Origin of the sequence: Candidatus Hydrogenedens sp., from assembly GCA_035378955.1 — a bacterium.
Taxonomy (GTDB): domain Bacteria; phylum Hydrogenedentota; class Hydrogenedentia; order Hydrogenedentales; family Hydrogenedentaceae; genus Hydrogenedens.
In genome coordinates, this window is record DAOSUS010000117.1 from 1 (window position 1) to 6,413 (window position 6,413).

General features: G+C 36.8%; 7 protein-coding genes. 2 read left to right on the top strand and 5 right to left on the bottom strand.

What is annotated here, in order from left to right; genetic code table 11:
• The coding region (locus tag PLA12_14160) for a hypothetical protein (GenBank protein HOQ33632.1) at positions 1 to 209 on the top strand (209 nt) is incomplete at its 5' end.
• 225 nt (positions 210 to 434) lie between these two features.
• Here the strand turns inward: PLA12_14160 and PLA12_14165 are convergent.
• From PLA12_14165 to menB, 3 genes are read right to left on the bottom strand one after another with little or no spacing between them, the layout of a single operon-like run.
• Positions 435 to 1,478, bottom strand: a complete 1,044-nt coding sequence (locus tag PLA12_14165) for an enolase C-terminal domain-like protein (GenBank protein HOQ33633.1) — start codon at positions 1,476 to 1,478, stop codon at positions 435 to 437.
• Positions 1,478 to 2,371 (bottom strand): 1,4-dihydroxy-2-naphthoate polyprenyltransferase, encoded by an 894-nt coding sequence (locus PLA12_14170; protein ID HOQ33634.1) that lies wholly within the window; start codon positions 2,369 to 2,371, stop codon positions 1,478 to 1,480. The genes PLA12_14165 and PLA12_14170 overlap by 1 nt, the downstream gene beginning before the upstream one ends.
• Positions 2,372 to 2,404: 33 nt before the next feature.
• Positions 2,405 to 3,235 (bottom strand): 1,4-dihydroxy-2-naphthoyl-CoA synthase, encoded by an 831-nt coding sequence (menB, locus tag PLA12_14175; protein ID HOQ33635.1) that lies wholly within the window; start codon positions 3,233 to 3,235, stop codon positions 2,405 to 2,407.
• 270 nt (positions 3,236 to 3,505) lie between these two features.
• Here menB and PLA12_14180 point away from each other — a divergent pair, with 270 nt between their 5' ends.
• Positions 3,506 to 4,384 carry a pentapeptide repeat-containing protein gene (locus PLA12_14180; protein HOQ33636.1) on the top strand — a complete coding sequence of 293 codons (879 nt, stop codon included), beginning with the start codon at positions 3,506 to 3,508 and terminating at the stop codon, positions 4,382 to 4,384.
• 64 nt (positions 4,385 to 4,448) lie between these two features.
• Here PLA12_14180 and PLA12_14185 read toward each other — a convergent pair whose 3' ends face one another.
• Positions 4,449 to 5,426: a TIM barrel protein gene (locus PLA12_14185; GenBank protein HOQ33637.1), complete on the bottom strand. Its 978-nt coding sequence runs from the start codon at positions 5,424 to 5,426 to the stop codon at positions 4,449 to 4,451.
• Positions 5,427 to 5,681: 255 nt separating this feature from the next.
• Positions 5,682 to 6,254 carry a hypothetical protein gene (locus PLA12_14190; protein ID HOQ33638.1) on the bottom strand — a complete coding sequence of 191 codons (573 nt, stop codon included), beginning with the start codon at positions 6,252 to 6,254 and terminating at the stop codon, positions 5,682 to 5,684.
• Positions 6,255 to 6,413 lie beyond the last annotated feature (159 nt).

Genomic DNA, 6,413 nt, shown 5'->3' on the forward strand with positions numbered 1-6,413 from the left:
TGGAAGGCGTTGTTGAAGGCACACTGGAAGGCGTTGTTGAAGGTACCCACGAAGGAGAAGGTGAAGGAGGAGGAGGAACAGGCAAAGGATGTGGATGTTTTGGTGGCAAATCATTAGGTGAAGATGAATGGTGGAAGTATTTAATGGACTTTGTGTTGTTTGGTTTTCTTATCTTATTGATGAGCGGAATGGATAAGAAACGGAAATAGTAGAGCTATCTTAACTGTTGGTATTTGAACGAAACAGGGCAGACAGGGGATAAGAAACCCCGCATGCCCTGTTTATTATTTTATATGGAAAATGAGGGGTTGGCTATGGGGTGGGGTGGAAAGAGGAGTTTGTTTATGGACTTATTTTGTCTATTATTGTTTCTGTAAATTTAATTTGATGATTGCTTTAAAGTATTTATAATCCTTGTAAGTTAATATAGTAATTCATATTTCTCGGGAATGGATTTTTTCTAATGCTCCCTGGATGATTGAGAAGGGTTCTTTGAGTGTATGGGGGCTTATTTTGGGGAAATTCATTGGAAGGAGAGGTTTTGCTATGTCGTATTTAAAATAGGAGTAGGTGTCCAGGCCAACGAATTCTATATTCATTCTTTTTTTGAAGATTAAATTTAATATTCCTCGTAATCCGATGCCCGTTTCCCATGCGGATGTAAAAACTTTCATGGTGGATTTGTATTCCCCTATTTTTTGCCATACTTCTTTTCCGTAAAGTATGGAGGGTTTAATAACAAAGACTATTTTCTCTAAATAATTTTTGCATATATCTTCTAATTCAATATTCCACTTTTCAAGGAATTCATCAATCCCTGCTTTGATAGGTGATAAATCAAGGTAGTTTGGCAATTCTTTTGCTGTTTTAACAGGGTCCTCGATATATAAAATCCCTTTATCTGAAATTTGTTCTATGAGGTTTAGTGTCTGATTTAATGTCCATTGTCGGTTTAAGTCTAAAACGATTTGTGCCTCGCTTCCGATAATTTGTCTTACTTCGGTTAGTAAATCTCTTGCCGTTATTAGGGAATGTTCGCCTAATTTTATTTTGAAAATGGAATAGCCCTGTTTCTTTTTTCTTTCTGCTTCTTCAAGGATAGATTTGAACTTACCTGCAAGAAGTGCATTTACTTGTATAGAAATGTCCGATAAATTATCTGTATTAAAATTTAGATAATCAATAGCACTCCCAGTGGCAAATTTTATCTCTGGGGATTTATCCAGAAAAGACAAATCAATCTCGCCTAAAAAATATTTGAAGTTTTTTTCTATCCAGCCTATACATCTATTTATTTTTTCTTCTGTTGGTGGTAAAAGAGAAATCTCTCCCCATGATTTGTTTCCTTCAGCATCCTCAAAGTTTATGACCAGTCCTTGTTTGTAGGAAAATGGAACACCGCGAATAAAAACTTCTGTTTTCAATGGTATTTCATAACGGTAAATAGAGAATTTTCGAATATACACGGGTTTTGTCATTATATAATCCACAGCACAGAAAAAAGGATGCTATATATTAACAGTAATTTTGCTGTATTAGCTAATAGTAAGTTTAACTCACTGCCTTTCAGTCGAACCATAGACCTCATCAGAAATATGGCAGGAATTATTAGCACAATTAGGAACAGAATATCTGTCTGTCCAAATTTTGCAAACGCCAGAAGAGAAGGAATGATAAGAACACTTACAAGAAGCATTGTTATGTACTCGATTTGAGCAAATTTTTTACCGAAACGGACGGCAAGTGTTCGTTTGCCAACAAGGACATCGCTTTCAACATCACGATAATTGTTCACTGTAAGGATGGCCACAGAGAAACATCCTGCAGAAATTCCTGTTAAAAGTCCGTGTAATGAGATTTGAAAAGACTGGACATACTCCGTTCCCATGACTGCGACAGGACCAAAGAATAGGAACACAAATAAATCGCCCAATCCTAGATAGCCTAGAGGTATCGGTCCTGCGGTGTAAGCAAAGGCAAGTATTAATGAAACGGCACCAATGATTAAAATGGGCAAACCGCCCCGATAAATTAAATAGCCTCCGGGGAATAAAGATATAAGCACAATAATAGCCAATGCGAACTGCATTTGTTTTTGAGTAAGCCAACCTGCACTGGTTGCTCGTGTTGGACCTACACGATTTTCGCGGTCAGCCCCTTTCAGAAAATCGAAGTAATCGTTAGCGTAATTGGATAATATCTGTAACAATATGGCACCGAATAAGGCACACATAGCAGAAATTGCATGGAAATGTCCATCTCCAATAGCAAGGGCAGTTCCCATTATGACGGGAGCAATGCTTGCCCCTAATGTTTTAGGGCGTGCAGTTAAAAATAAAACTTTTAAAATGGAAGGTTTTTCTGTTGACATAATAATAATTTCAAGCAAGTAAAAGGTTTAATCTTAGGGCTTTCGTGGAAACTTTGAAAAATCGGGGTCTCTTTTTTCGAGGAAGGCATTACGACCTTCCTGTCCCTCTTCGGTCATATAAAAAAGCATAGTAGCGTTGCCGGCTAATTCGGTTAATCCCGCCTGTCCATCTTCATCTGCATTCATTGCCGCCTTGATACAGCGAAGAGCAATCGGAGACATTTTCAAAATCTGGCGACACCATGCCACCGTGGTTGCTTCTAATTCTTCCAGAGGTACTACTGTATTTATCAGCCCCATTTGCAATGCTTCCTGAGCATTATATTGCTTGCATAAGAACCATATTTCCCTTGCTTTTTTCTGTCCTACAATTCTCGCTAAATGGGCGGAACCATAACCTGCATCAAAAGAGCCCACTTTGGGTCCTGTTTGTCCAAATATAGCATTATCAGCGGCAATGGTCAAATCACAAACCATCGCTAAAATATTTCCACCGCCTATGGCATAACCTGCAACCATGGCTATAACAGGCTTCGGACAGGTTCGTATCTGGCGGTATAAATCAAGAACATTCAAACGATGATGTCCTGTGCGTGGGTCTATATATCCTGCTTCTCCACGGTATTTCTGGTCTCCACCGGAACAAAATGCTTTATCCCCTTCTCCAGTGAGGATAATTACTCCTATCTGAGGGTCAAATCGTGCATCGGCGAGAGCATCACTAATTTCATCCAGAGTAATCGGAGTAAAGGCGTTTCGACGATTAGGACGATTGATAGTAATCTTTGCTATTCCTTCGGCTTTGTGATAAAAAATCTCCGAATACTTTTTTGCTTCCTGCCAGCATATTGTTACTTCACCCATGATAAAACTCCTTTATTCATTTTATATTACAAGTTTTATATTTTATCGAAATAACGATTAATGCTTCCATTTTTTAAAAAAGAGATTTACAAGTATTAACAAAAGACATACGAAATTTCAATATTAAGAACAGAGAAAAGGAGGCGTATTTATCAATTGTTAATATTATTAATAATATTAAAAAAATATTCTAATAATATTGATTTTTATTATAAGTATTTGTATAATTATATTGGAATATTGGTCGCATAATTTATAAGAATAAATATTATGGCAAATGTTTCTCATGTAGAAATAGTAAAACAAGGACAAGAGGCAATTGCCCGTTGGCGTGCGTTAAATCCGCATGTAAACCTTGACCTTACGGGTATAACATTGCCCCATTTTAATCTTGAAGGGCTGGATTTAACAAAGGCGGATATGATGGGAGCCGATTTACGGTTTACCAACCTGAAAGGCGCCTGTCTGATGGGGGCAAGGTTAATACGGGCAAATTTAGAAGGGGCTGATTTGGAGGGAGCCAATCTTATCTCTGTAGACCTAACGGATGCCAATCTCTCTGAAGCAAATCTAACGAAGGCAATTCTTCGCCATGCCAATTTAACCGATTGCAGTATGAAAAAGGCTCGTTTGATACATGCAGATTTGATGAGTTGTGTTTTGTTTCGATGTAAACTTTATGATGCGATTTTAAGAGGTGCCAATTTAAAAGATGCGGATTTTAGTGCTGGTAGACTTAAAGGGGCTGATTTGCGGGAAGTCATTGCCAATTCTGCAAAATTTTCCGGTGCTGACCTTACATACGCTAATTTAAAACAAGCCTGTTTACCTCATGCAGATTTTCGAAAAGCAAAATTAGTCGGAGCCAATTTATCGGCAGCCAATCTTCATGAATCTGTACTTATTGAAGCAGATTTATCCGGCGCCAATCTGAGTGCGGCAATATTAAAACATGTCCATTCCAGCGAAGCGAGTTATAATCATGCTCATTTACAAAAAACAGACCTTACAGGGGCTAACCTTGAAAAAGCCAATCTTATCGGTGTAAATTTATCGGGTTCCAACATTGAAGGAGCCAATTTAAAAGGAGCCCAAATTTCACTTCTTCAGCGGATAAGACTATGGGGATTTTTCTTTTTCGAATCCTGATAAAAAAATTCAGGGAGATTATCTCTCCCTGAAAAAGTTTCTCCTATGTGTCGGGAAAATGGTTTTAAATTAACATAACTCTGCGGATAATCTTTTGACTTTCTGTTGCGTCTAAAGTTCTTTGTGCCTTGCGTAACTCGGTAATATCTAACTTCTCAAGTTTTTTGTCTAATATCATTATATTCCCAATGGCAATTTGTAATGCATATATGGGTTCCATCCGACTGGCGCGTAGGTCTAGATTTATATAACCTTTATATTTTGTCGTTCTTAAATAGAATAGAGTCTCTAACAATTCCCATAAATGATAACCACCAGGAACAAGCATATCATCTGATAGAAGACAGGTGTCGTTCAAATATACCTGAAACAATTTTCCTGCACGGGAAATATGGGCTATAGATTCTGCGGGAATTTCTCCTGCTATCATGGAATTGGAAAAACTTAAAGCGACACCGATATTTTTCATGGCAATTTCCTGACACATCGCAAGAGCTCTACCTGCAGAAGAGACAGTTATATATTTACGGGGGTTGCGGGATTTGTATAAAATGGACACATTAATATCTGGGGAAGCATATTTGGCGATTGTTTTCACAGAAGATATTATCGTGTTCCATTGATTTAAATAATCTACATGGAAAGGATAATCGGAACCGTCTGTATATAAACGGAGAACAACTTCTGTGGTCCCAAGCCCTCGTGCAATATCTACCGCCTTACGACCTTCATCAATGGCTGTGCTACGCATTTTCGGATGTTGATGACCTAATGCTCCCAATGCATATTTTCTGCTTTCTGAATAATCAACGGATACCGCGGAACAAGCAATATCATAATCTTTAAGCATTCTTTTTAGTGTCTTTACAGGAAGGTCATTGGTAACATCTGTTTGACGAATTTCTACCGCTCCAATACTCTTCAGTTTAGGAATAATTGCCAGTGCTTCTGTAAATTTGATAGGTTCACGATAACCTTCCTTACAATAATCATCATATACTGTGTCAAAAATCCCAAGTGTAGTTGAAAAACGAAGTGTCATTTTTATCTCCTTGTCTGGTTTTTAAGGATTACAAGTTATTTTAGGATTGGATATAAAGGAAATGAAATTATACACTAAAAATAAAAATTTGTCAATACCTTTTTTATAAACTTTTGCTATACTTGAACTTTCGTATTTTCGATAAGCGACTTTTTTATTATTTTTTTTATATTTCAATAATTTGTCTATAATTTTTAAATCTGCAATAGGATGTATAGTAAAGAGATATTTTTAATCTATAGTAATGTTTTTTATTTAGTTCCAGCTAATTCTACCCAACCCTTTTAATAAATCCTTTAAACTTTGACTTAGGTTCTGTTTCTCTAATAAAACTTCCCCTCGAAGGTCATGCTGTATAAACTTTTCTGCTGTGAGTTCGCCCTCTTTTATTTTCTTAATTAACGGAACATAAGTTTCAACAATCTCTACAATCAAACCTAATGAATGCACAAATTGGGCGTAGGATAAGGTATTTTCATCTATCGGTAAATCTATGGAAAAGCGGACTTCTCCTCGCACAGGTTCGTATGAAAATTTGCCGACGATGATACGGAAATTAATCCAATGCAAAGCCAGTAATAAATCCAGCAGGCAATCCTTAGGGATATCTCTATAAGGAGCCTGTAATAGGCTTTGTGTGCGGAACGAAATACATTTTTTTTCTATCATAGGGTCAATGCTTAACATGTAAACGGGACTATTTTCGGAAGCTCTCCAACCCGTATAAATAATCCCTTCTTGTTCCGAAGGTTCATTTACCGCTTCGTAATTCTTCCAGCCAAATCTTTCTAAATATTCCATTATTAGTTGCAGAGTTATATGTCTCATTTTCTCACCTTAAATTATTTGTTTATCATTATCATTATAACATTAAAGTTTATTCATCAAAACATAATCTTAAATCAAAATACAAAAATCTTTATTTGAGTTCCTTTTCTGGAATTTATTACTGACATACCATTCTATTAAGTTTATATGGAAAGGCTC

Excerpts from the sequence above, each read along its gene's own strand:
- PLA12_14190 (HOQ33638.1), bottom strand. The coding sequence starts at position 6,254 with ATGAGACATATAACTCTGCAACTAATAATGGAATATTTAGAAAGATTT.
- menB (HOQ33635.1), bottom strand. The coding sequence starts at position 3,235 with ATGGGTGAAGTAACAATATGCTGGCAGGAAGCAAAAAAGTATTCGGAG.
- PLA12_14185 (HOQ33637.1), bottom strand. The coding sequence starts at position 5,426 with ATGACACTTCGTTTTTCAACTACACTTGGGATTTTTGACACAGTATAT.
- PLA12_14180 (HOQ33636.1), top strand. The coding sequence starts at position 3,506 with ATGGCAAATGTTTCTCATGTAGAAATAGTAAAACAAGGACAAGAGGCA.
- PLA12_14165 (HOQ33633.1), bottom strand. The coding sequence starts at position 1,478 with ATGACAAAACCCGTGTATATTCGAAAATTCTCTATTTACCGTTATGAA.
- PLA12_14170 (HOQ33634.1), bottom strand. The coding sequence starts at position 2,371 with ATGTCAACAGAAAAACCTTCCATTTTAAAAGTTTTATTTTTAACTGCA.